Raw genomic sequence first — 23,796 nt, forward strand, 5'->3', positions numbered from 1 at the left:
CTCTCCTGAATTAAGCCTGGTTAAGAATGCCATCAAGACGGCTGAATACCCGGCGAGCATTGCCTTCGAAAATCATCGATTTTTCCTGCTCTGACAGCTTAGTGTTGGCATCGATATAGCGTTTAGTGTCATCGAAGTAATGACCGGTTTCCGGGTCGATGCCACGCACTGCGCCAATCATTTCCGATGCAAACAGGATGTTTTTGGCCGGCAGCAGATCAAGCAGCAGGTCGATGCCTTTCTGGTGGTAAACACAGGTATCAAAATAGATGTTGTTGAGGACTGACTCTTCCAGCGGTGGCAAGCCCATATCCTGAGCGATACCACGGAAACGTCCCCAGTGATAAGGAACGGCACCGCCGCCGTGCGGAATAATGATCTTCAGTTCAGGAAAATCTTTAAACACGTCAGACATCAGCAGCTGGCTGAACGCTGTGGTATCAGCCCCCAGATAGTGAGAACTGGTGGTGTGGAAACAGTGATTACAAGCAGCGCTGACATGAATCATGGCCGGAACATCCAGCTCGACCAGTTTTTCATACAGCGGGTAAAAACTGCGATCGCCCAGCGAAGCATCCTGCCAGAAACCGCCTGTGGTATCCGGGTTGAGGTTACAGCCGATAAAGCCCATCTCTTCGACACAACGCACCAGTTCAGGAATGGATTTGCTCGGTGTAATCCCCGGAGATTGAGGCAACTGGGCTACCGGAGCAAAGTTATTCGGATACAGGTCGCACACGCGGCGAATCAGATCATTCTGATGCTCGGTCCAGTAACGGCTGGTGTATTCGTTGCCAATATGGTGTCCCATCCAACTGGCACGCGGGGAAAAAATCGTCAGGTCGGTTCCGCGCTCTTGTTGCAGACGCAACTGGTTATTATCAATGCTTTCGCGGATTTCATCATCGCTGATGTGGATAGTCCCTTTCTCGCCACGATAGGCTGGGTCTTGTTTTAATGCGGCTTTTTGTGATTCACGATAATCACCGACTTGTGGCGGCGTTGTCGTGTAATGGCCATGACAATCAATAATCATACTTAGTCTGCTCCCTTGTCACTAAGCAATTGGACTTACTCAATGCGTGGATCACAGTATTTACATTTGCGTTACGTTTTGGCTATTTCAATTTACACCAACGGTATTGGTTTTTGATATAGTATTAAAAATCGAGATAGAAAGATTACGCATAAAATGGAAAAGATACCCAACCTGCGCCACTTGGTCGCGTTCGTTGCTGTGGTCAAAAACGGCAGTATCAGCAAAGCATCGGAAAGCATTTTTTTATCCCAGCCAGCCATCACTCAGGCTTTGGCCAAAATTGAGAAGTCGCTCAAAACTTCGCTGTTTGAACGCAAGACCGACGGGATGAATCTGACTGAGGAAGGTGAATTATTCAGTTTCCGCATCGAGCGGGCTCTGGAGATGCTGAGCCTGGCGATCAAGAAAAGTTACCGCCTGGATAAATCCGCCGCCACTGCAGCCACACCCAGTTTATTTGCACTGACCACCACACAACTGCGCGCTTTAGTCGCCGTATCCGAAGCACAAAATTACTCGGCGGCCGGGCGTAATATTGGTGTATCCCAGTCCTCTCTATATAGAGCGTGTAAAGATCTCGAAGAGTATCTGGGCACAGTTTTATTTGAAAAAACCAGTCTGGGAGTTAGCCCGACCAAAGCGGCCCAAGCCCTGAGCCGGGCGGTAAAACTGGCCTTTAATGAAATCAACCAGGGCATTGCCGAAATCGATGCCAAGAATAATGTCAGTGCCGGCAGTATCATCATTGGTAGTCTTCCACTGGCAAGAACCTGTATTTTACCTAGTACAATCAATGAGTTTACTCAAAATTTCCCGGATTTTAATGTCAGCGTCCTTGATGGGTTATATGAGGATTTACTCGAACACTTACGGCGTGGCGAGCTGGACGTGATTGTCGGCGCACTGCGTTTTCCGGTGCCTTCCTACGATGTACATCAGGAAACACTGTTTTTTACCTCTAACGTCATCCTGGCTCGCAAAGGTCACCCGCTGGGAAAAATGACAAAAGTGACTCTGGATGATTTATGCCACTATGGCTGGGTTATTTCCCGTAAGAAACACCCCCGGACGCCACATGTTCGAGCAGCTCTTTCTCAGTAAAGATCACCCACTGCCACAACAGATAGTTGAAGCCAGCTCACAGATGCTGGTGCGTGAAATCGTGGTCGGCAGCGACAAACTGACCATGCTGCCCAAACACCAGGTGCACAGAGAGTTGAGCGAAGGCGCATTTGAAATGATCGGTTACGACACTGAACAACAAAAACGTGCGATCGGTATCACGGTGCGTAAAAGTTGGCGCGGTACCACGACGCAGGAAGCCTTTGTTGAAACCATACGTCGCATTGGTCTCTCACTGATCAATCTATAAGAAAATGATATAGGCCATCCAAAATTGGCTATTCAGAATTTGAATAGCCAATACTAAATTTCAATTATCCCGATGCCATTCCGTTTGCTAACTTAGCCATCAATAAAACAACTTCAATACACTCCATCAACATATTTGCTACCTGAACGTTTAAGGAATGTGTATGGCAAAAATTTCGCGACTGGCGCTGATTGGTTTCGGACTTACCGCACAGAACATGCTCAGACTCGGGGTTAACCAGGCCGAGCGTGTCATTACGGCTTTTGACCCGAACACGTTACATGATGACAGCTGTAAAACTCAGCTGGAGCGCTTTATCATCTGCGGGGTGCAAGGCTGCTTTTCAGTGGCGGATGCCATTAACAGCGCCCATCTGATCCTGCTCAGTGATGCAGAGCGTGACCTCTCCCCCTGGCTGGAAGAGCTTGTGCCGCAGCTCAAACCGGGCCAGGTTGTCGCCGATCTGCGCAGCGGCAACGTCGATAAGGCCCGTTTACAACAAGAGGTCGAGGGCCGACAAGCGGCCTATATAGATGGTGAGATTGATATCCATCATGACAACCTTGTGATTCGCAGCACGCAGCATTCAAGGCTACTGGAGATCTTTAAATCTTTAGATGTCAGAACGGCTCACCTGGATCTCAACCGCGCCGGCTAGCGAGAGATGGTTGCAAGAAAAATATCTCTCAAAAAATCGCAACTGAACAATATAGCAGTTCAATATAGCAACCCAATATAAACAATATAAAAACTCAAGATAACCAGTCAGTGGGCAAACCACTCCGGAAACAGAAAGGAAACGTTATGAATATTTGTGTCGTTGGTGCCTCTGGCGCTTTTGGAACTAAACACCTGGAAGCCTTAAGTCAAATTGATGACGTTCAGGTTTCTGCACTGGTTGGCAGTGAAGTGGATAAAATGACCGCGCTGGGTGAGAAATACCCGGGAGCCGTCATCAGCGACAGCCTGAGCGAAGTGCTGGCGCTTGATACTGTCGATGCCGTCATTCTGGCGACTCCGACCCACATGCACGCCAGACAGGCGATTGAGTGTCTCGAAGCAGGTAAACATGTCCTGGTTGAAATCCCGATGGCCGACAACATCGAAGATGCCCGCCGTCTGGTTGAAGTGCAGAAACAGACCGGACTGGTGGCGGTTGCCGGCCATACCCGCCGCTTTAACCCAAGCCATCAGTGGATTCACAACAAAATTGCTGCTGGTGAGCTGCATATCCAGCAAATGGACGTGCAGACTTACTTCTTCCGTCGCACCAACACCAACGCCAAAGGTGAAGCGCGCAGCTGGACCGATCATCTGCTGTGGCACCACGCCTGCCATACCGTGGATCTGTTCCAATACCAGACCGGTCAGACCGCCAGCCAATTACAGGCGATGCAGGGCCCGATTCATCCGCAGCTCGGGATTGCGATGGACATGAGTATCGGTCTCAAAGTGCCATCCGGCGCTATCTGTACCCTGTCACTCTCCTTCAACAACGACGGGCCTTTCGGCACCTTCTTCCGCTACATCTGTGAAGAAGGCACCTACATCGCCCGCTACGATGACCTGTTTCGATGGCTACGACAACCCAATCGACCTGTCCGGCGTGACCGTGTCCAACAACGGCATTGAGCTGATTGACCGTGAATTTATCGCTGCCATCCGTGAAGGACGCGAACCTAACTCATCGGTGCTGCAATGTCTGAGTGCAATGGAAACGCTGCACAAGCTGGAACAACTGTTAGAAAACAACGGGTAATCAGATGAAAAAGATCGGACAACTGACCAGTCGTGCAGTCGGGTTAGGCTGCATGAACCTCTCACATGCTTACGGACCGGCGACTCCGGCTCGTGAAGCCTCAGCCCTGCTTAACCAGGCGCTGGACTTGGGGTATGACCATCTCGATACCGCAACCTTATATGGGGCGGGTGCCAACGAGACTCTGCTGGGTCAGGCCGTTATGCATCGACGTGATGAATTTTTGCTGGCCAGTAAATGCGGCATGTATATCGACCCGCAGGGAACCAAACAGATCAGTGGTGACCCGGCATTGATCCGCCGCCAGTGTGAAGACAGCCTGCGCCGTCTCAATACCGATGTGATTGATCTCTACTACCTGCATCGCTGGGATAAAACCATCCCGATAGAAGAGACCGTCGGTGAACTGAGTCGTCTGGTCGAGGAAGGCAAAATTCGTGAAATCGGTTTGTCCGAAGTCTCTGCCACTACATTACGTAAAGCGCATGCGGTGCACCCGATTGGCGCGGTCCAGAGCGAATATTCACTCTGGACCCGCAATCCGGAAATCGCTCTGCTTGATGCGTGCCGCGAGCTGGATGTCACCCTGGTGGCATTCAGTCCGCTGGGACGCGGCATGCTGACCGGCACCCTGCGCGACAACCAGGCACTGGCCGACAAAGATATCCGCCGTGCGATGCCGCGCTTCGATGAGAGTAACTTCGCCCGTAATCTGAGCCTGATTGATGGTCTGCAACAACAACTCGATATCTGGCACGCAGAAGGCAAACTGGATCTCAACCTGGCGCAGTTAGCTCTGGCCTGGCTCAACAGTCAGCAGGTTGAGCTGGTTTCGATTCCGGGTACCACCAACCCTGACCATCTGGCGCAAAACATCGCCGCCAGTGAAATGACACTCAGTGCTGATATGGTTGCCGCGCTGGATGATCTCATCAACCACAACCGGGTTGCCGGACCGCGCTATAACGCCGCCACCCAAACTGAAATTGATACCGAAGAATTTTAATAACCGCCAACAGCTGCATGGATGCAGCGCCGGGACATCTGCCGTCCCGGCCCCTGTTTTCAGCCTGTAGCTGGCGAGCTGACCGCCTGGCGATAACGTGAAAATAAACATGAGTATGGATGCGAATGATGAAAAAGATAACAACCCTGACTGCCTGCACAATCGGCACTTTACTCGCGGCTTCATCAGCTCAGGCTGCGGACGTTAACCTGCGTTTTGGCCATTTCTGGCCGGCGGTGTCGGCGATACACACCGATCTGTTCCAGGCTTGGGCCGACCAGGTCGAACAGGACTCCAATGGCCGGATCAATGTCGATATCTACGCCAGTTCTACGCTGGCTAAAGCTCCGGCGCAATACGACGCCGTCAGTCACCAGATTCTTGATATGACCGCCACGGTGCAGGGCTATACCGCCAACCGCTTTCCGCTCACCCAAATCGTCGAGTTGCCGGGCGTGGTCAAAAGCGCCGTGCAGGGCTCCTGTGTGATTGAAAATCTCTATACCGAAGGTCTGATCGCATCCGAATACAAAGATACCCGACCACTGTTCATGTTTACCCATGGTCCGGGTCTGCTGCATACCAAAGACAAGAAGGTCGAAACCCCACAAGATCTGGCCAACCTGCGTATCCGCCGTCCGACGTCAGTCGTCGCCGGTTTGCTGGAAAAACTCGATGCCCTGCCGGTCGGCATGCCGGCACCGGACTCTTATCAGTCACTGCAACGTGGTGTGATTGACGGGGTCGCCCTGCCTTGGGAAGGGGCCAAAGTATTTAAAATCAATGAACAGGCGAATAACCACACTGATCTGGGCGGCCTGTATTCTCTGGCGTTTCGTTGTAACCATGAATAAAAACGTCTACAACCGCCTGACACCGGAACTGAAAGCCGTGATTGATAAAAACTCCGGCATGTCATGGACATTAAAAGCAGGTGAGACATTCGATGCACTCGATAGCCAAGGCATGGCCGAAGCCAAACAAAAAGGCCAGCAGATCACCACCATCAGTCCTGATCACTTCAACAGCGAGTGGAAACCGGTACTCGACAGTGTCACCCAGCAATACCTGGATGATCTCGAAGCCAAAGGTTTACCGGCCAAAGCGGTTTATCAGCGTGCCATGGCGCTGTCTGCCGGCAGCTGTGCGAATCCGGTTTAAGCGATACCTGTCGGGAGTAATGTTATGACTGCACTCAGAAATCTTATCAATCAGATAGCAAATGCCATGCACATGCTGAGCGGTGTATTGCTGATCAGCATGATGCTGGTGACATTGATTGATGTCCTGACCCGTACCCTGTATGGCCTCAGTGACGGTGCGATTGCGCTGACCTTTATCGGCGGCGTGGAGCTGATCAAATACGGCCTGTTGTTTACCATTTTGTTTACCCTGCCTCAGTCGGTCGGTGATTCTCAGGTCGTGGTCGATCTGTTTACCGATCGCATGTCCGAGCGGGCAAAAATCTATCTCGAATCCTTCTACCTGCTTGGTTTTGCTCTGCTCGGCGCTGGCATGACCTACCGTTTTTACGACGCCATTGAGGGCGCCATCCTGAGTGGTGAAACCACCCAGGACCTGATGATTCCGATGCCATGGGTTTATCGCATTGTGGTGTTCGCGACCGCTATGCTGACCCTGCGCTGCCTGCTGCTGACCTGGGATCTGATCCGCTCTCATCACCGCAACCAAGGCACCACCACTGAAGCGCATACCACGTCGCTTCCCCAATCGAATCAACAACATAAAGAGGTGATGTAATGGACGCACCTGTGATTGGTTTTATCTGCATCGCCATCATGTTGATCATGATAGCGTTTCGCGCCCCGATTGCGTTATCCATGGCGGTAACCGGCTTTGTCGGTTTTGCCTCAATCGTTGCGTTTCAGCCGGCAGTGGCGATTTTAGACAGTGCCCCGTTTGATGCCCTGTCCAACTACAGCTTCAGTCCGATCCCGATGTTCATTCTCATGGGCGTATTCGCTTCCAAAGCACGAATGTCACAAGAGCTGTTCAACGGCGCTAAGACCCTGTTCGGCTCCTGGCGCGGCGGCATGGCGCTGGCTGCAGTGACATCGTGTGGCATCTTTTCGGCCATTTCCGGTTCATCGCTGGCGACTGCGGCCAGTATGTCACGCGTCGCTCTGCCGGAGATGAAACGCAACGGCTATTCAGTCTCTCTGGCGACAGGCACTCTGGCAGCCGGCGGTACGCTGGGCATTATGATCCCACCTTCCATTGCCCTGCTGCTGTATGCCTTAATCACCGAACAGTCGGTCGGTGATATGTTTATCGCCGGGGTGATTCCGGGCCTGCTCGGTCTGGCGTTTTATTGCCTGGCCGTTGCGGTCACCGTATGGCTGTTCCCTCATCTGGCAACGCCGGGAGAAAAAACCACCCTGATGCAAAAACTGGCCGGTCTGAAAGGACTACTGCCGTTCACGGCCATCTTTGCCTTTATCATCGCCGGGATTTACGCCGGGTTCTTTACCCCGACTGAAGCTGCGGCCGTGGGCGCCGCACTCACCTTGGCAATTGCGTTGCTACGCGGTATGACCTGGGCGATGTTTGTTGAAGCGATTAACGAAACCTTATCTATCTCAGCGATGATTTTCTTTATGATCATCGGCGCCGAAATTTTCGGTTTCTTCCTGTCAGTATCGCGCATTTCTTATTCTCTGGTCGACTATGTGCAAAGCCTCAATATGTCGCCTTACATGGTGCTGTTTGCCGTCCTGATGCTGTTTATTCTGATGGGCTGTGTCATGGACAGCATCGCTATGCTGCTGCTTACAGTGCCCGTGGTGTTTCCGCTGATTCAGGCGGCCGGTTTCGACCCTATCTGGTTTGGTATCGTGGCGGTGATTACCGTCGAAGTCGGCCTGATTACGCCGCCGGTCGGTATGAACGTGTTTGTCATCAAATCCTTGGATAAAGAGCTCAATGTCACCGACATCTTCAAAGGCGTCGTGCCTTTCATCCTGTCGGATGTGGTCCGGCTGGGCCTGTTAATCGCCTTCCCGTCCCTGGCGCTGGCATTACTATAAAGAGAAAGGAGCACAACATGAAAACGTTGCAAACCAAGGTAGCCATTATTGGCTCCGGTCCTTCTGGACTGTTACTGGGCCAACTGCTGCACAAGCAAGGCATCGATAACATCATTATCGAACGCAGCTCTGCGCAACATGTGCAGGATCGGATCCGCGCCGGCATTCTTGAACAGGGCTTTGTTGAGCTGCTGCAGCAAGCAGGCTGCGCACAACGTCTCGAGCAAGAAGGCCTGGTACACGAAGGGATCTACATCAGTGTGGAAGGCAAGAAGACTCACGTTGATCTGACTCAGCTGACGAACGGCAAAGTCGTCACCTGCTATGGACAGACCGAAGTGACCCGCGATCTGATGCAGGCCCGACAAGCGTCGGCACAAACCAGCTTTTATAGCGCGCCGGTAAGCCAGATTCACAATCCGCCCCAAGGCAAAGCCCGTGTCTGCTTTGAAATGGACGGCGAACCGTATCAGATAGAGTGTGATTTTATCGCGGGCTGCGACGGTTACCATGGCGTGTCACGTCCGAGTATCCCAGAAGACATCCGTACTGAATATGAACGGGTTTATCCGTTTGGCTGGCTGGGTGTGCTAGCCGACACTCCCCCTGTGTGTGATGAGCTGATTTACTGCAAACACTCACGCGGCTTTGCCCTGGCCAGCCAACGTTCGGAAACCCGTTCCCGTTATTATATTCAGGTAGCAAACAGTGAAAATGTCGAAGAGTGGAGCGATGAACGTTTCTGGCGGGAGCTGAAACTGCGTTTGCCAGCCGAAGAAGCCGCCAAGCTGCAAACCGGGCCCAGTATTGAAAAAAGCATCGCTCCGCTGCGATCGTTCGTGTGCGAACCGATGCAGCACAACAATCTGTTCCTGGTCGGTGATGCGGCGCACATCGTACCGCCTACCGGCGCCAAAGGGCTAAATCTTGCCGCCTCAGATGTGGCTGCTCTGTATCAGGTGCTGAGTGCTTACTTTGCTGGCCAGCCACGTCAGGTGGTGGAACAATATTCGGATGTCTGTCTGCGCCGCATCTGGAATGCGGAGCGTTTTTCCTGGTGGATGACCAGCATGCTGCATCACTTTGGCGAAGAGCATACAGACCAACGTTCGTTTGTGGAAAAGATGGCCGATTCTGAACTGGAATTCTACCTGCACAGTGAATCGGGCATGAAGCTGATTGCCGAGCAGTACGTCGGCCTGCCCTACGAGCAGATTAAACCGATTGCAAGTGAGGTAAAGCCACACACCGTCCAGGTCAACAGCTAGACAACAACGACTAAACCGAATCGCACTGCAGCAGTCTACTCTGTACGCCGCGCGACACAAGATAACTCAAGGCCTGTCCGGATCTCCCTCCGGGCGGGCCTTTCTTATTTACCCGCTAGCTTGTTACGCCTGGCCCTTCGGCTTAGCTTTAAAACTGCGTCGTTTACGTTTAAACGCCGGCCTTTCCACCGCAGGTAACGCGCGCAATGAGTCCGGAAACCGGGCCGCTTTTAACCTGCTGCATCAGAGTGTCGATTTGTTGCTGCAGTGCCTGCATAAACGGCTGATAAGCCTGGCCGCGCTCCGCCATCGCCTGCAACTGGTACTCCCAGTGGGCCGTCATATCCGGATAGGTTGATTCTTGCGGCAGCGCATGAATCAGACCGCGTCCGGCTGGCGAACTTTTGATGATTTTACCTTCCCGCTTGAGTAACTGGCGTTTGAACAAGGTATCGAGGATCCCGGCCCGGGTCGCCTCGGTCCCGAGCCCGTCGGTATCACGCAGAATTTTCTTCAGCTCTTTATCAGCCACAAAACGGGCAATGCCTGTCATGGCTTGCAGCAGAGTCGCTTCAGTAAAATGCCGCGGCGGCTCGGTTTTGCGATCTTTAATCTCACCTTCACGACAGGTAAGCACGGTGCCGACCGGTAGCGGCGGAACGGTATCGACGCCTTCATCCTGCTCATCTTTATGTCCGGTCAGGGCTTTCCATCCCGCCGACATCAACTGACGACCTTTGGCGACAAAGGTGCCACCGGCAATATCAAACACCAGCTTGGCTTCAGCGTAGACCGCCGGCGGGTAGAACTGGATCAGGTACTGACGCGCAATCAGTTGATAGACTTTCATCTCCTGGGCAGACAAGGCATTGACTGACGCCTGTTTCGGGGTAGGAATAATCGCGTGGTGAGCATCCACCTTGGCATCATTCCAGGCTTTGGATTTACGGCTTAAATCCGCACCGCTCACCGCACTGGCCAACTCACTGGCATTATGTGCGACCGCCGTAGTCACCGACCCCGCCTGAGCAAAATGCTCTTTAGGCAGGTAACGACAATCGGAACGCGGATAAGTAATCAGCTTATGTTTCTCATACAGCGCCTGACAGATATCCAGCACCTGCTGGGCACTGAGATTAAAACGTTTCGCCGCATCAATCTGCAGAGCGGATAAAGAATACGGCAGCGGCGCTGCCTGCTTAGTCTGATTCTGCTCGGATTCAAGCACCTTGGCCGGCTGGCCGGCAATCCGCCCGGCCACATTTTCCACCAGCTTACGGCTGAGCACCCGCCCTTCTTCATCTTGCCAGGGTTTACACGCTTCACTCGGCTTCCAGCGTGCGCGGATATCAAACGCCCCGCTGCTGTCCTGGTAAGGAATCAAGGCATCCAGGGTAAAGTAATCTTTCGGTACAAACTGCTCAATTTCTTCATCACGCCGCACCACCAGCCCCAGAAACCGGCGTTTGCACCCGACCAACCGACAGCACGCCCTGATAACCAGCCTTCTGACCGAGCAAGGTATAGGCACGCGACATATTCATCCCGTACAACCAGTCGGCTCGTGAGCGGGCCAATGCCGAAACCGACAACGGAATAAACTCGCGGTTACTGCGCATCGATGACAATGCTCGTTTTACTGCCGGTAAGTTCAGGTCGCTGATCAGCAGACGCTCCATCGTCTCTTTTTTGCTTTTGCTGACTTTGCAGTAATCAATCACCTCATCCACCAGCAACTGGCCTTCGCGGTCCGGGTCGCCCGCATGCACGATCTGAGTGGCTTCTTTAAGCAGTTTACGCACCACACTCAATTGCTTACTGGCGGATTTTCTCGCCCTCAGCTGCCACTGTTCGGGCACGATGGGCAGATCAGCCAGATTCCATTTCTTGTAACGTTCATCATAAGCATCCGGCTCGACCTGTTCGAGCAGATGGCCGATACACCAAGTCACCACATCCCCGTTGGCGCAGCGAATAAAACCTTGATCCTTTTTATGCGGTTTGGGTAATGCGTCGGCAATGGCTCTGCCTAAGCTGGGTTTTTCTGCAATAAATAAACGGCTCATAACCTGACGGACGACAAGAAAAAATTAAGGCCACATTATCGAATGTGGCCTTAGGAAATCAAGAAAAACTGTAGTTTTATACAGTATTTTCGACGAATATCAGTCTTCGCTGCTCGCTGCGCGTGCTGCCGCTTCTTTGATCAGTGGCTGAAGTTCACCCTTCTGGAACATCTCAATGATGATGTCACAACCACCAATCAGCTCGCCTTCAACCCACAGCTGCGGGAAAGTTGGCCATTGAGCGTAAACTGGCAGTTCAGCGCGGATGTCAGGGTTTTGCAGGATATCAACGTAAGCAAATTTTTCACCACAAGCCATCAGAGCCTGAGATGCCTGAGAAGAGAAACCACAGCTAGGTAGCTTAGGTGAACCTTTCATGTACAGAAGGATCGCGTTCTCTGAAATTTGCTGTTTGATTTTATCGATGGTTTCCATTGCTTCCTCTTAATGGAGTTTAATTTTCATGAGCCACATTCTAAATCATTAATAGAGAATAAAAAGCCCATTATCATTATGGTTTCTGGCGCAGCTTTGTACAAACTGCAAAATTAACTTTCTGACTTGCCTTTATCGCAGAAGGCGCCTACTTTGCCAAGAGTCGGTTTACGCTCAGGATCGATTTACACTGTTGATCGATTTACCACTTGATCAATTGACCTGCGTGGCTGGATAAACGATTTTTCTCAAGATTGGGCTTTTAATAAAGTAAAAACTTGCTAAAATAGATCGCAAGTCAGTCGTATCGACGAAAATAAAAACACTGGAAGCAATCCGAAAGAGATAACTCTTTCAAATATATGGAGAATCGAGTAATGGCATTTGAACTACCAGCTCTTCCTTACGCAAAAGATGCACTGGAACCACACATCTCTGCAGAAACTCTGGACTACCACCACGGTAAACACCACAACACTTACGTGGTTAAGCTGAACGGTCTGATCCCAGGTACTGAGTTTGAAGGTAAAACTCTGGAAGAGATCATCAAAACGTCTACTGGCGGCGTGTTCAACAACGCAGCACAGATCTGGAACCACACTTTCTACTGGCACTGCCTGTCTCCAAACGGCGGCGGCGAACCAACTGGCGCAGTAGCTGACGCTATCAACGCAGCATTTGGTTCTTTCGAAGAGTTCAAAGCGAAGTTCACTGAAGCAGCAATCAACAACTTCGGTTCTTCTTGGACTTGGCTGGTTAAGAAAGCTGACGGCTCTCTGGCTATCGAAAACACGTCTAACGCAGGCACGCCAATCACTGAAGCGGGTACGACTCCGCTGCTGACTGTTGACCTGTGGGAACACGCTTACTACATCGATTACCGCAACGTACGTCCAGACTACATGAACGGTTTCTGGGCTCTGGTTAACTGGGAATTCGTAGCAGCGAACCTGGCGAAGTAATCGCAGCTTACTGATACAGTAATCTTGCTTAAAGCCCGCTTTTGCGGGCTTTTTTGTTGGTTTTTTTCACTAAATATATTGGTTTTAAAGCAAAAATCACCTAAAGCTTTGCTGACCGCTGCCGCTACATAGGGCATCAAGCGGAGAGCAGCATGCAAGTACACACCTTAGACAAAGCCGGTATTATTAACGAACTGCAGTTCGGCCGTGGCATCAGCCATGCCGTCGAACAAGGGCGTCGTGCTGACTTTTCTCTGCTGCTTGCGATGTTTTCAGCTGATGTGCGTGACAACACACCAGTCGAGCAGGTTGAACAACCGCTGACCAGCGATGATATTCTGCGTAAACGCTTTGCCCTGCAGACACCGCAAGCGCTGCGTAATGACCAGAGTTCATACGCTATTTCAGCCCGTCAGGCGGACATGTTCCATCACGGCGGACTGGCCAGTGCCAAACTTGCCCATTACCTGCAGCCGGAAGTATTGACCTATCTGCCTGAAGATACTCAGGATCTTCCTGAAGAGGTTTACCTCAACCTGTCTGGCCACGAACGGCGTCATCTGGCGCAGAAATCTGCGCCAAGCCTTATCCCGGCGGATCTCTACCCGCAACTCAATACCGCTTGGCGTCAGGATCAGATTCACGCCCAGGTTTAATTGCCTTGCCGCCTATTAAATCACGTCAATGCAGATTTAATCTCCTTATCACGCACCATGCTGCGATCCCGTCCCAGCGCCGGATGTAATTCGTTACGCTGCTACCGACGCGGAGTGTGAATAAGTGCAAACATTTGATCATGATTAAGCCGCCACCCCGGGTTCTTTGACTTTATTCACATCGCTATGGCATCTCTTCAGCCATCCTGAAATGACCTGTTCCATCGCCAAATCGATAATAACATTCAAAGGCAGGCTCAAGATGAATATTGGAAGTTCACTGGTGTTGATTACTTCAGCAAGCTCACTACTCGGCAGTACCTTGGCGCTGCATTTTGCCCGACTTGGCGCAAGCGTAGTACTGTGTGATACCGACAGTGCCGGGCTGGAAGAGACTCGTAAGCGCTGTCAGGACATCAGCGGACATATTCGGACCTATCCGTTAAGCGATTATGGCTTACCCAGTATTCAGGCCATGCTGGACGATATTGAACTGCACTATAAAACCGTACCGGATGTACTGATCAACAACTGGCCCAATGCCCCGCTGCCTGCGTTAACCGACCACCAGCCAACCGAGCGCTTTATTGAGAAACTGGCCTTGATGGCGGCATCGATGTTCACCTTTGGTCAGGTCTGTTCGGAAAGAATGCGCAAACATAATACCAAAGGCGTCATCGTCAATGTGCTGTCCTACAACTCACCACAGGATATGCCGGGGATTGAAAATGCGACCTCAATGGTATCCGGTTTTACCCAGAGCTGGGCCAGAGATCTGACGCCGTTTAATATCCGGGTTGGCGGCGTGGTGCCGATGATTTCAGCCAACGACGAAACCGTCCACTGGGCCGAGGTCAATGATGAGCTGATTCGCAATACAGAATACATTGTCGCCAATGAGTATTTCAGTGGCCGGGTGATGTCAGCCTGAGCCTTGATGCAAGGCACTCAAACAGAGCGCCTGAAACCGAGGCAATAGCAGCCAAGAGCATGCTTCAGGCCGACACAGAAAGGGGCAGATCAGAAACCTTCATCCAGGTAGTCGTCGAGATACTCTTCTTCTTCCGGGTTATATTCAGGTTGTTCGATTTCGGCTTTGAAGTCACGACGCTGCAGATAGACCTCGCGCGTCAGCGCGTAAGGATCCGGAGAATTATCCAGCATCGCTTCCTGCGACACCAGCGCGGCGCGGTTTTCCATGCCTTCAATCGCCCACTTACCGATACTGGCCCAGATATTGAGATAAGATAACGGGGCATAAGTGCTGTCAACCAGGTCGGTGGTTTCCCGTACGGTCAACGGACCATAACCCGGCGCCATCACATAAGGGCCGTTGCCGACACCGTAATGTCCGACCGCATCACTGAACGACTTCTCTTCATGCTTGCTGATGCCGGCCTCAGACGCGATATCAATCAAGCCCAGCAGACCAAACGTCGAGTTGAGCCAGAAGCGGTTAAAGTGGTCGAGTGCTTTTTTACCATTACCCATCAACAGGTTGTTGATCATGCTGGCTGGCTCATCAAGGTTGGAGAGAAAGTTGGACAGGCCAGTGCGCACCGGTGAGGGTACATAATCAACATACGCCAGCGATACCGGGCGTACCACGTACGGGTCAAGATAATCGTAGTTCACCGTCCACATGGCACGGTTAAATCCTTCCAGTGGATCATTTACGTCGGAATCCGCGTTAGCGGCATCATCGGGCGCTGAACTGCACCCGACCAGAATCATCAATACGGATAGGGAAAAAATCCGTGTTAAACGGCTCAGCATCATCATAGTCCATAGCTAAAGGCCGATGATGTCATCGGCCTTTAATACATCAAATCAAGCAACTATACCCAAAAAGTAGCACATGGGTATACAGGTAGGTAATTAATACTGCTTATCAATCACAACTTCAACCGGTTGGCCTAAATTAACCGCACCGCTCTCGCCAAACCAATCGCCCTGTTTTGTTGCTACGTTACCATCACGGTCAACCCGCGCCCGCACCATCAGCGAATCAAGATCAGACAGTTTACGCCCCTGAATCATGCTGTTACTGTCATCAAGCACTACAGTCCGCGGAAACTGACTCAGCGGATAACGCGCAGCCGCGACCGGCATCGGCGCGCCATCGGCGGTATGCACTGAGACAATCAACACCGCGTCGGCCGGCAAACTGACATTATCGCCGAGCGAAATTGTTACCTGTACCGAATCGGCAGCGGCATCAGAACCTTGTCCAAGGCTGCGTTTCTGCGCTGGCAATACTGCGCGTCAGCATCTCGTAGCGGGCGTCATTCGGACCTATCATCTGCTGCATACGGCTCCAGTAATCGATAGCCGCCTGATATTCCGCTCGTTCAAAAGCATCAAAAGCAAGCAATGAATAGACCCGTAAATCCACGTAATCACGGCTGGCAAGGCGTTGCAACATAGTACGCGCCTGGTTCTGATCCATTTCATCATCCGACAGCATCAGGGCCTGGGCATACCCAAGCTGGATATCGCCATCCGTTGGTTTAAGGGCATACGCATGTTTCATAGCACCAACCGCGGTTTGCATGTCGCGGTTCGCCAGTCCTATCCGGCCGAGCAGCAACCAACCGGTCGAGTCTTCTGGCTGATAGTATAGGCGAGTACGCAGCGACAGAGTTAGGTCCTGCATTTCCTGATCCGTCAGTTGCACGCCCTGTCCGGCAGGAGCCATCAGCTTACGGGTCAGTTCCGGTAAATTAGCGCTGACATTTTGCCACTGCTCGACTTTATCGTAATTACCAAATTTGGCATACAGACCGTAACTCAGCACAACCACCACCAGCACGGAAGGGATCAGCACTGCCAGCGTCGACATCTGACGGGCTTCAACATCCTTACCTTGTTCTGGGATATCATCGAGCAGAGACTGCTTCAAATCAGCAATCAGTTCGCTCTGATCGCCAACCAGACCTTCCTGGGTCTCTTCTTCCAGTTCACTAAGGCGGTCCTTGTAAAATGCTTTGTTCAGCTCGTCACGCAGGACGGTGTCATTATTCGCTTTGCGCTGGATAAGCGGTATGGCGAGAAACACACAGGCAATCGTTACCAGGATAAGCGTCGCAATCCAGAATAATATCATTTGTGCTTATCTCCGTTTTCATCTTCTTCCAGCAACGCATTAAGGCGTGCTTCTTTGGCACTGTCCCATTGTTGCCCCTGGCCAGCGGCCGCTTTGCTGCGGCTACGACTGCGCACAACAATGACGCTAAAGCCGATAGCCAGCACGGCCAGAGGACCGAGCCACAAAATGGCGGTACTAGCGGTAAATGGCGGGTTATAAGTGATAAAATCACCGTAACGGGCGGTCATGTAGTCGATAATTTCCTGCTTTGACTGCCCTTGCTTAGTCATTTCATACACTTTATGACGCAGGTCCTGAGCCAGAGCCGCATTCGAGTCTGCAATAGTATTGTTCTGACATTTCGGGCAGCGCAGTGTATTACTTAGCTCCTGAAACTGGCTCTCCTGCTCCGGACTGTCAAAATCATACACTTCGATTGCCGCCAACGCTGAGGCCGAGACAATCAGGCCGGCCAGTGCCGCAAGGATCCAACGTTTCATTGTTTTGCCTCCTGCAGCAGTTGCTGATAAAGCGGCTCCAGGGTGTCCTGCCAGTTACGAGGATTGACATCACCGACATGGCGGTAACGGATCACTCCGTCAGCATCAATCAGAAATGTCTCCGGTGCGCCGTACACGCCCAGATCCAACCCCAGCATACCATTACCGTCAAACAGACTGATCAGGTATGGATTACCCAGATCGTTGAGCCATTTCACCGCTTTATCGCGCTGGTCTTTATAGTTCATACCGATAATTTTCACCCCCTGACCAGATAACTGGTTCAGGTACTGGTGTTCGGCATAACATGTCGGGCACCAGGTTGCCCAGACATTGAGCAGCAGCGGCTCGCCTTTAAATATCGATTGGTCGTACAGTTTGCCGGGCTCAGCCAGATCCTCGAGACGGAAAGTTGGCACCTTTTTCCCTACCAACACTGACTCAAGTTTGGTCGGGTCATCCCCTTCCGAGTTTCTGAATAACTGGGTGGCAAACACTGCGGCCAGAATCAGAAATGCCAGCAGCGGAATAAACAGAATCTTCTTATTCATGCCTTATGCCTCCTTTGCCGATGTCTTTCTGAAACGGTAGCGCTTATCACTGATGGCCAGCAATCCGCCAATCGCCATCAACAAGCCACCGGCCCAAATCCAACGCACAAACGGTTTGTAGTAAATGCGCACCGCCCAAGAATGATGGTCATCCAGGCGTTCACCCATCGCGATATACAGGTCGCGCGTCAGGCCGCGATCAATCGCCGCTTCAGTCATCATAGAGCGCGCGGTACGATAGAAACGCTTCTCTGCGTGCATGGTGTTGAGATACTTGCCTTCCTGAGTAACCTCAAAGTCGGCAATATAACCATCGTAGTTCGGACCATCTTTATCACGCAGCCCTTTAAAGTAGAACTCGTAATCATGCAGTTGGAAACGTTCACCAGGTGCCAGGCGCACATCACGTTCAATGCTGTAATTCTGCACCATCGCGATACCGATAATCGTCACCGCCAGACCCAGGTGTGCCAGCATCATCGCCCAGTGGCTGCGCTGCAATTTGCCCAGACCGGTCAGGAAACTGTGACGATGAGTCGCGCGTTCATACAGCTCCACCGCATGCAGACACACAATCCATAACGCCATTACCCAGCCCATATAGGCCATGGCACTGAAATGCAGCATAGTCATTTCAACCACTAACGCGCCGAGCAGCAGGGAAATCAGGCCGGAAATCACCATAGGTTTGATAAGTTTACTCAGGTTGTCACGCTTCCAGCGAATCAGCGGACCAATACCGAGCAGAAACGCGAACGGCACCATCAACCAGGCAAACAGCGAGTTAAAGAATGGCGCGCCGATAGAAACCGACCCCAGCCCGAGCTGTTTATGCACCAGCGGCAGCAGAGTACCAACCAGTACCACCACCAGGGCAGCGATCAGTAATACGTTATTGGCCAGCAGGGCATTTTCACGCGATACCAGCTCGAAGTTGCCTCGCACCCTCACCGATGCGCCTTTGAGAGCAAAGAGCAGCAGCGAGCCGCCAATCACAATCACCAGAAAAGCCAGGATAAAGATGCCGCGCGCCGGGTCGGACGCAAACGCGTGCACCGAAACCAGGATACCTGAGCGCACAAGAAACGTCCCCAGCAGACTCAGTGAGAAGGCGGAAATCGCCAGTAACACGGTCCAGGCCTTAAACGTGCCGCGCTTTTCGGTCACCGCCAGTGAGTGAATTAAGGCAGTACCAGCCAGCCAAGGCATGAAGGAAGCGTTTTCGACCGGATCCCAGAACCACCAACCGCCCCAGCCCAGCTCGTAATAAGCCCACCACGAACCCAGTACGATACCGACGGTCAGAAATAACCACGCCGCCGTCGTCCACGGACGCGACCAGCGTGCCCATGCCGTATCCAGACGTCCGGTCATCAACGAAGCAATCGCAAAGGAAAACGCCACCGAGAAACCGACATATCCCATGTACAGCATAGGCGGGTGAATAATCAGTCCCGGATCCTGCAGCAGCGGATTGAGGTCGCGGCCATCGATCGGAAAGTATGGCAGAGTACGAGTGAACGGGTTCGATGTTACGATGATAAACAGCAGGAAACCGACGCTGATCATACCCATCACGGATAGTACCCGCGCCACCGATTCTTGCGGCATGCCGCGACTGAAGGTCGCAACAGCCAGAGTCCAGCCAGCCTGAATCAGTACCCACAGCAGCAGCGAGCCCTCATGAGCCCCCCAGACCGCGGTCAGACGGTAATACCACGGCAGCTGACTGTTGGAGTTACTGGCCACATATTGCACGGTAAAATCGTTGCTATAGAAAGCCCACATCAGGATGCCAAACGACAACGCCAGCATCGCGAACATGCCCAGCGACAGAGGACGCGCCGCATTCATCAGCGTCGCGTTGTTTTTGGCAGCGCCGACCAAAGGCAATACACTGAGCAGTAATGCCAGCGACAGTGCCAGGATTAGGGCAAAATGTCCTATCTCTGCAATCATTGCGCACTTCCTTGTATCTGTTGCTCAGAATAATTCATCGGAGAATGGTTTTTCTGCATCGCTTCAGCAATTTCCGGCGGCATATACTCTTCATCGTGCTTGGCCAGAACTTCGAATGCTTCCACGGTAGTGGCGTCTTTCAGCACCCCCTGAGCAACGATACCCTGCCCTTCGCGGAACAGGTCCGGCAGAATGCCGTCGTAAAGAATAGTCACGGTCGGCCCGGTATCACGCAGCAGAAAGCTGACTTTTAACGAGTCAGAATCGCGTTTCACCGAACCTTTCTGCACCATACCGCCAATACGCAGTCGCTGGCCGACTTGTGGTTTCTTACCGTCTTTACCGTTCACCAGCTCAGTCGGAGTATAAAACAGGTCCATATTCTGGTTCAGTGCGTACAAAATCAAGCCAATCGTCGCACCCAGACCAATCAGAATGGCCAGCACAATACCGAGGCGCTTTTTTCGTCTTGGGTTCATAATGTGTTCTCCATATTTTTTGCCGCATCAATCCGAGCCTGACGCGCGATTTTCGCCTCGACCTGCTTGAGCAGCGTCCGGCTGCGACGAACACTCGCCACCCACAAAATTAACAATGAAACAAAAGTAATACCAAAGGCGCTCCACACATAACCGGCATAGCCCCCCATGGCAAAAAAGTCGCTGATTGAGTCAAAATACATCTCATTGCCCCCCGTGCATTTTACTGGTTGCCAGCTGAATCACCCATGGACGGTGAGTCTCTTTACTGATGATCTCGTTACGGGTACGAATCATCGCCAGGGCAGCGAACAAGAAAGCAAACCCAAAAATATTCAACAGCAGCGGCCACAGCATATCGTTGGAAATGGATGGCTTGGCAAATTTGGTGATCGTGGCGCCCTGATGCAGGGTGTTCCACCATTCGACAGAAAAGTGAATTATAGGCAGGTTGATGACACCGACAATAGCCAGAATACCGGCGGCTTTTGCGGCCGTTTTCTGGTCATCAAACGCATGATACAAGGCGATGACACCCAGATAGAGGAACAGCAGAATCAATTCGGAAGTCAGACGCGCGTCCCATACCCACCAGGCGCCCCACATCGGCTTGCCCCACACCGCACCGGTGATCAACGCGATAAAAGTATACACCGCACCAATCGGCGCCATAGCTGAAGCGGCCATGTCGGACAATTTTACCTGCCAGACCAGGCCGATAAAGGCCGCGATCGCCATCGACATATACACCCCCATCGACCAGATAGCGGCGGGAACATGAATATAGATAATCCGAAAACTATCGCCCTGCTGGTAGTCAGCCGGCGCAAAAGCCAGTCCCCAAATGGTACCGGCAGCCAGACATAACAGCGCTAAAATCACAAACCACGGCTGCAATTTACCGCATAAACGGTAAGCAGCTTCTGGCTTGGCATAGGGATGGAGCCATTTCCACATTGTTTTTTCTCACTTTGCTTCCGACACCGAATCTGTCTTGTCCGGTTTGCCAGTATGTAACGGATACAGGAGTCCGCAATCTGTCAATTGACGCTCACTCTGAGCGCTGCACTGATAGCAAATGGGGTCAGGGTCAGTGCCCCCATAAACATGGCAGCCAGAATCGCCAATTGTCCGTTAAACGCCATCCCCAGCGAAGCAGCATCGATCGCTGAAGTGGCAAAAATTAAAATTGGAATATACAGCGGCAGTACCAGCAGACTCAGCAGCACCCCGCCCTTCTGCAGTCCGACGGTCAGCGCCACACCTATGGCACCAATAAAACTGAGGGTTGGAGTCCCCAACAACAACGTCAATACCACGGCCAGCCAGGTATCCAAATCCAGCGACAGCAAAATCGCCAGCAGCGGACTAATCAGAATCAGCGGGACGCCGGTTAACAGCCAGTGCGCCAATACTTTAGAAATGACGACCACAGGTAACGGAGCCGGCATCAGCATCATCTGCTCCAGTGAGCCATCCTGAAAATCATCACGAAACAGACGCTCGAGTGAGAGCAGCGCGGAAAGCAGCGCCGCTACCCAGACAATCCCCGGCGCAATGCGCGATAACAGCCCGGGTTTCAGGACCGATGCTGAGCGGAAAGAGGGTAATTACGATGATAAAAAACCACAGCGGGTTAAAAATATCCGCCTGACGCCGAAATGCAATCAGCAGTTCACGCCGGATCACCGTACCCATAGTCGATAACATCAGGCATCCCCCAGTTTAATTTTACGCAGCTTGGGATTATCAGCAAACATATCCTGGTGAGTGGTCAGAACCACGATACCGCCTTGCTCAGCGTGTTTAAGAAACAACGCTTCCAGCACTTTGACACCTTGCTTGTCAATAGCAGTCAGGGGTTCATCCAGAATCCACAGTTTCTGCCGGCTGAGCCACAGTCGCGCCAACGCAACCCGTCGCTGCTGTCCGGCAGAAAGTTGTGCCACCGGCACATCTTCTCGTCCTGCCAGCCCTACCTGAGTCAGCGCCTGATAGAGATCTTCACGTACTGTCGACCTGGCGTGGACTGACTGATAAAAATGCAAATTTTCCAATGCGGTTAACTCACGTTTAATCCCGGTCTGATGACCAAGGAACAGTAAGTCCTGATGATAGCTGTCGCGATCCGCTTCGATATTGACCTGGTTCCAATGGATAGTCCCTTCATCACGGTCACCAAGGCCGGTGATTATGCGCAGTAATGTCGTCTTACCCGTACCGTTACGTCCTTCGATCTGCACCAGTTCACCGGATTGAATGGTAAAAGACAATCCTTCAAACAGCGCTCTGTCATCACGAATTGCAGTGAGGTTCTTTACATCCAGCATGGGCTTCTGTATCACTATTTTGGGGCGTTTATATTACCACACCCAGAAAGAGACTAAATAGACCAAGGGTATTACGAATCACGAAACTAGGTAAGAAACTGTTAAATTTTAACAGCTTCTTACACCAACTAACCCTAAGGTATTAAGCGCATACCCTGTCATAACCCAATAAAAAAAGGAAGCCTTATGCTTCCTTGTTAAGTTTGTGTCCGAGCCTATTGATAAGCTGAATTATTATGCTCAAATCAGCAGCAAATATCAGCTGCGCCGCACCGGTTTACGCGCGCTGCGCTGCTGATTACCGGCAGACGAACGCTGTTCCGGGTCACTGCTTAACGGCGGAATAGCCTCGCGACCTGACATTTTTTTCTGCAATGACAGCATCAACTCAGCTTCTGCCTTGGGCAGTTCACACTCTTCAATCAGCTCGTTAATATCAGCGCCCAACTTGACCATTTTCGAGGCGCGACTGTACATACGCCCGTCAGTATCGGCATTTTCGAGCTCTTTTAACCGTTCACTCAGATGTAAAATAATATCTTGTTGCTCAGAAACCTGCTGACCAAGCCCCACCATCACCGAACGCACTTCCAACGCTTGTTTATTGGCTTTTTGCAGTTCTTTATCAAGATGGCGGATTTGCTGGCGCAGCATATCTGAATGACGCAGCTGAGAGCGACGTACCATCAGCAGTGCGAGCAAGAGCAGAAAGAATAGAATAGCGCCGCCAGCAGCCAGTACTGACGGCGTTAAGCTGACCAAATCACTCATTACAGATGAGCCATTTCGTCCCATTCTTCATCGCTAAGCAGCTTGTTCAGATCAACCAGAATCAGCAGCTTACCGTCACGGTTGCTCACACCCTGGATGAACTTAGAACTTTCGTCTGTGCCGACACTTGGTGTGGTGTCAATTTCAGATGAACGCAGGTATACCACTTCCGCCACGCTGTCGACCAAAATACCAATCACCTGGCGCTCTGATTCAATCACAATGATACGGGTGTTATCTGTCGTCTCACCTTGCATCAAACCAAATCGGGAGCGAGTATCGATAACGGTGACAACATTACCACGCAGGTTGATGATACCCAGCACGTAATCCGGCGCACCGGGAAACCGGCGCAATTTCGGTATAGCGCAGGACTTCACGCACCTGCATTACGTTGATGCCATAGGTTTCTTCTTCTAGCTGGAACGTCACCCACTGCAGCACTTCGTCGTTAGAGTGTTCTTTTCGCACTTCAACTTCGTTAGTTTGAGACATACCTTTTCCTCTT

At 51.8% G+C, this 23,796-nt stretch carries 25 protein-coding genes and 4 pseudogenes; 13 read left to right on the forward strand and 16 right to left on the reverse strand.

Features of this window, described 5'->3' with window-relative positions; all coding sequences use genetic code 11:
* Nucleotides 1–10: 10 nt before the first annotated feature.
* On the reverse strand, nucleotides 11–1,036 hold the full coding sequence (locus ABDK09_18970; GenBank protein XAW89014.1) for an amidohydrolase family protein: 1,026 nt from the start codon (nucleotides 1,034–1,036) through the stop codon (nucleotides 11–13).
* 156 nt (nucleotides 1,037–1,192) lie between these two features.
* Between ABDK09_18970 and ABDK09_18975 the strand changes: the two genes are divergently transcribed.
* The 10 genes and pseudogenes from ABDK09_18975 to pobA all read left to right on the forward strand — a co-directional run bounded on the left by ABDK09_18975 (nucleotide 1,193) and on the right by pobA (nucleotide 9,491).
* Entirely contained in the window at nucleotides 1,193–2,140 is a 948-nt protein-coding gene (locus ABDK09_18975; GenBank protein ID XAW89015.1) for a LysR family transcriptional regulator, read from the forward strand.
* Nucleotides 2,115–2,411, forward strand: coding sequence for a hypothetical protein (locus tag ABDK09_18980; protein ID XAW89016.1), 297 nt, complete (start codon nucleotides 2,115–2,117; stop codon nucleotides 2,409–2,411). The genes ABDK09_18975 and ABDK09_18980 overlap by 26 nt, the downstream gene beginning before the upstream one ends.
* Nucleotides 2,412–2,574: 163 nt before the next feature.
* A complete protein-coding gene (locus ABDK09_18985) occupies nucleotides 2,575–3,069 on the forward strand; it encodes a hypothetical protein (GenBank protein XAW89017.1) in 495 nt (164 codons plus the stop codon).
* Nucleotides 3,070–3,215: 146 nt separating this feature from the next.
* Nucleotides 3,216–4,170 (forward strand): annotated as a pseudogene (locus ABDK09_18990) (Gfo/Idh/MocA family oxidoreductase).
* A gap of 4 nt (nucleotides 4,171–4,174) precedes the next feature.
* Nucleotides 4,175–5,176, forward strand: a complete 1,002-nt coding sequence (locus ABDK09_18995) for an aldo/keto reductase (GenBank protein ID XAW89018.1) — start codon at nucleotides 4,175–4,177, stop codon at nucleotides 5,174–5,176.
* A gap of 125 nt (nucleotides 5,177–5,301) precedes the next feature.
* Nucleotides 5,302–6,030: a TRAP transporter substrate-binding protein gene (locus ABDK09_19000; GenBank protein XAW89019.1), complete on the forward strand. Its 729-nt coding sequence runs from the start codon at nucleotides 5,302–5,304 to the stop codon at nucleotides 6,028–6,030.
* A complete protein-coding gene (locus ABDK09_19005; GenBank protein ID XAW89020.1) occupies nucleotides 6,023–6,337 on the forward strand; it encodes a hypothetical protein in 315 nt (104 codons plus the stop codon). The genes ABDK09_19000 and ABDK09_19005 overlap by 8 nt, the downstream gene beginning before the upstream one ends.
* Before the next feature lie 24 nt (nucleotides 6,338–6,361).
* On the forward strand, nucleotides 6,362–6,937 hold the full coding sequence (locus tag ABDK09_19010) for a TRAP transporter small permease (protein XAW89021.1): 576 nt from the start codon (nucleotides 6,362–6,364) through the stop codon (nucleotides 6,935–6,937).
* Nucleotides 6,937–8,223, forward strand: coding sequence for a TRAP transporter large permease (locus ABDK09_19015; protein XAW89022.1), 1,287 nt, complete (start codon nucleotides 6,937–6,939; stop codon nucleotides 8,221–8,223). The genes ABDK09_19010 and ABDK09_19015 overlap by 1 nt, the downstream gene beginning before the upstream one ends.
* A gap of 17 nt (nucleotides 8,224–8,240) precedes the next feature.
* Complete coding sequence (gene pobA, locus ABDK09_19020) at nucleotides 8,241–9,491, forward strand: 4-hydroxybenzoate 3-monooxygenase (GenBank protein XAW89023.1); 1,251 nt, start codon at nucleotides 8,241–8,243, stop codon at nucleotides 9,489–9,491.
* Nucleotides 9,492–9,614: 123 nt separating this feature from the next.
* On the opposite strand, the pseudogene ABDK09_19025 reads toward pobA, so the two are convergent.
* Both ABDK09_19025 and ABDK09_19030 read right to left on the reverse strand, forming a co-directional pair.
* Nucleotides 9,615–11,557, reverse strand: a pseudogene (locus ABDK09_19025) (DNA topoisomerase III).
* 99 nt (nucleotides 11,558–11,656) lie between these two features.
* Complete coding sequence (locus ABDK09_19030; protein XAW89024.1) at nucleotides 11,657–11,992, reverse strand: Grx4 family monothiol glutaredoxin; 336 nt, start codon at nucleotides 11,990–11,992, stop codon at nucleotides 11,657–11,659.
* Between the two features lie 377 nt (nucleotides 11,993–12,369).
* Here ABDK09_19030 and sodB point away from each other — a divergent pair, with 377 nt between their 5' ends.
* From sodB to ABDK09_19045, 3 genes are all read left to right on the forward strand, one after another.
* A complete protein-coding gene (gene sodB / locus ABDK09_19035) occupies nucleotides 12,370–12,954 on the forward strand; it encodes a superoxide dismutase [Fe] (GenBank protein XAW89025.1) in 585 nt (194 codons plus the stop codon).
* A 152-nt stretch (nucleotides 12,955–13,106) separates the two neighbouring features.
* Entirely contained in the window at nucleotides 13,107–13,610 is a 504-nt protein-coding gene (locus ABDK09_19040) for a VC2046/SO_2500 family protein (protein ID XAW89026.1), read from the forward strand.
* A 262-nt stretch (nucleotides 13,611–13,872) separates the two neighbouring features.
* Nucleotides 13,873–14,541 carry an SDR family oxidoreductase gene (locus ABDK09_19045; GenBank protein XAW89027.1) on the forward strand — a complete coding sequence of 223 codons (669 nt, stop codon included), beginning with the start codon at nucleotides 13,873–13,875 and terminating at the stop codon, nucleotides 14,539–14,541.
* A gap of 89 nt (nucleotides 14,542–14,630) precedes the next feature.
* Here ABDK09_19045 and ABDK09_19050 read toward each other — a convergent pair whose 3' ends face one another.
* The 13 genes and pseudogenes from ABDK09_19050 to ABDK09_19110 form a co-directional block, all read right to left on the reverse strand.
* A complete protein-coding gene (locus ABDK09_19050; GenBank protein ID XAW90780.1) occupies nucleotides 14,631–15,386 on the reverse strand; it encodes a VacJ family lipoprotein in 756 nt (251 codons plus the stop codon).
* 102 nt (nucleotides 15,387–15,488) lie between these two features.
* A pseudogene (gene ccmI / locus ABDK09_19055) lies at nucleotides 15,489–16,716 on the reverse strand (c-type cytochrome biogenesis protein CcmI).
* The gene (locus tag ABDK09_19060) at nucleotides 16,713–17,198 is read right to left on the reverse strand and encodes a cytochrome c-type biogenesis protein (protein XAW89028.1); all 486 of its coding nucleotides are present in this window, start codon (nucleotides 17,196–17,198) and stop codon (nucleotides 16,713–16,715) included. The pseudogene ccmI and the gene ABDK09_19060 overlap by 4 nt, the downstream one beginning before the upstream one ends.
* A complete protein-coding gene (locus tag ABDK09_19065; protein ID XAW89029.1) occupies nucleotides 17,195–17,749 on the reverse strand; it encodes a DsbE family thiol:disulfide interchange protein in 555 nt (184 codons plus the stop codon). The genes ABDK09_19060 and ABDK09_19065 overlap by 4 nt, the downstream gene beginning before the upstream one ends.
* A gap of 3 nt (nucleotides 17,750–17,752) precedes the next feature.
* Entirely contained in the window at nucleotides 17,753–19,708 is a 1,956-nt protein-coding gene (locus ABDK09_19070; protein ID XAW89030.1) for a heme lyase CcmF/NrfE family subunit, read from the reverse strand.
* The gene (ccmE, locus tag ABDK09_19075; protein XAW89031.1) at nucleotides 19,705–20,187 is read right to left on the reverse strand and encodes a cytochrome c maturation protein CcmE; all 483 of its coding nucleotides are present in this window, start codon (nucleotides 20,185–20,187) and stop codon (nucleotides 19,705–19,707) included. Before ccmE ends, ABDK09_19070 begins: the two co-directional genes overlap by 4 nt.
* Nucleotides 20,184–20,390 carry a heme exporter protein CcmD gene (gene ccmD / locus ABDK09_19080; GenBank protein XAW89032.1) on the reverse strand — a complete coding sequence of 69 codons (207 nt, stop codon included), beginning with the start codon at nucleotides 20,388–20,390 and terminating at the stop codon, nucleotides 20,184–20,186. Before ccmD ends, ccmE begins: the two co-directional genes overlap by 4 nt.
* A gap of 1 nt (nucleotide 20,391) precedes the next feature.
* A complete protein-coding gene (locus tag ABDK09_19085; GenBank protein ID XAW89033.1) occupies nucleotides 20,392–21,144 on the reverse strand; it encodes a heme ABC transporter permease in 753 nt (250 codons plus the stop codon).
* Between the two features lie 83 nt (nucleotides 21,145–21,227).
* Nucleotides 21,228–21,770, reverse strand: coding sequence for a heme exporter protein CcmB (ccmB, locus tag ABDK09_19090; protein ID XAW90781.1), 543 nt, complete (start codon nucleotides 21,768–21,770; stop codon nucleotides 21,228–21,230).
* A complete protein-coding gene (locus tag ABDK09_19095; protein XAW89034.1) occupies nucleotides 21,676–21,897 on the reverse strand; it encodes a heme exporter protein CcmB in 222 nt (73 codons plus the stop codon). Before ABDK09_19095 ends, ccmB begins: the two co-directional genes overlap by 95 nt.
* Entirely contained in the window at nucleotides 21,897–22,517 is a 621-nt protein-coding gene (gene ccmA / locus ABDK09_19100) for a cytochrome c biogenesis heme-transporting ATPase CcmA (protein ID XAW89035.1), read from the reverse strand. Before ccmA ends, ABDK09_19095 begins: the two co-directional genes overlap by 1 nt.
* 258 nt (nucleotides 22,518–22,775) lie before the next feature.
* On the reverse strand, nucleotides 22,776–23,288 hold the full coding sequence (locus ABDK09_19105) for a DUF2802 domain-containing protein (protein ID XAW89036.1): 513 nt from the start codon (nucleotides 23,286–23,288) through the stop codon (nucleotides 22,776–22,778).
* Nucleotides 23,288–23,783, reverse strand: a pseudogene (locus ABDK09_19110) (chemotaxis protein CheW). The gene ABDK09_19105 and the pseudogene ABDK09_19110 overlap by 1 nt, the downstream one beginning before the upstream one ends.
* Nucleotides 23,784–23,796 lie beyond the last annotated feature (13 nt).

This window comes from Vibrio sp. CDRSL-10 TSBA (genome assembly GCA_039696685.1).
GTDB lineage: Bacteria > Pseudomonadota > Gammaproteobacteria > Enterobacterales > Vibrionaceae > Vibrio.